Source organism: Methylobacterium nigriterrae, from assembly GCF_037106235.1.
GTDB lineage: Bacteria > Pseudomonadota > Alphaproteobacteria > Rhizobiales > Beijerinckiaceae > Methylobacterium > Methylobacterium nigriterrae.
The window spans coordinates 1-270 of the sequence record NZ_JBAWTG010000879.1 but is presented as its reverse complement, the minus strand read 5'-3'; the positions used below and the strand labels follow the sequence as shown (position 1 = coordinate 270).

Genomic DNA, 270 nt, shown 5'->3' with positions numbered 1-270 from the left:
GGCAGCGGGCCGTTCCGGACCTGCCTGCCGTCCTGCAGAACCTGAACGGATACGGGGCCACCGGCGGCGCCCTCATCGAGGCCGGTCTGGACAAACTCGCCTTCACCGGCAGCGTCGCCACCGGCAAGACGGTGGCCGCCCAGTGCGCGCAGACCCTGACCCCCGTTCTCCTGGAACTCGGAGGCAAGGACGGCGTCATCGTCGCCGAGGACGCCGACCTCGACGAAGCCGCCGCGCACGTCCTGTGGGGTGCCGTCCAGAACACCGGAC

General features: G+C 71.1%; 1 protein-coding gene. It reads left to right on the top strand.

What is annotated here, in order from left to right; genetic code table 11:
• The coding region (locus WDW90_RS39530) for an aldehyde dehydrogenase family protein (RefSeq protein WP_336493046.1) at nt 1–270 on the top strand (270 nt) is incomplete at both ends.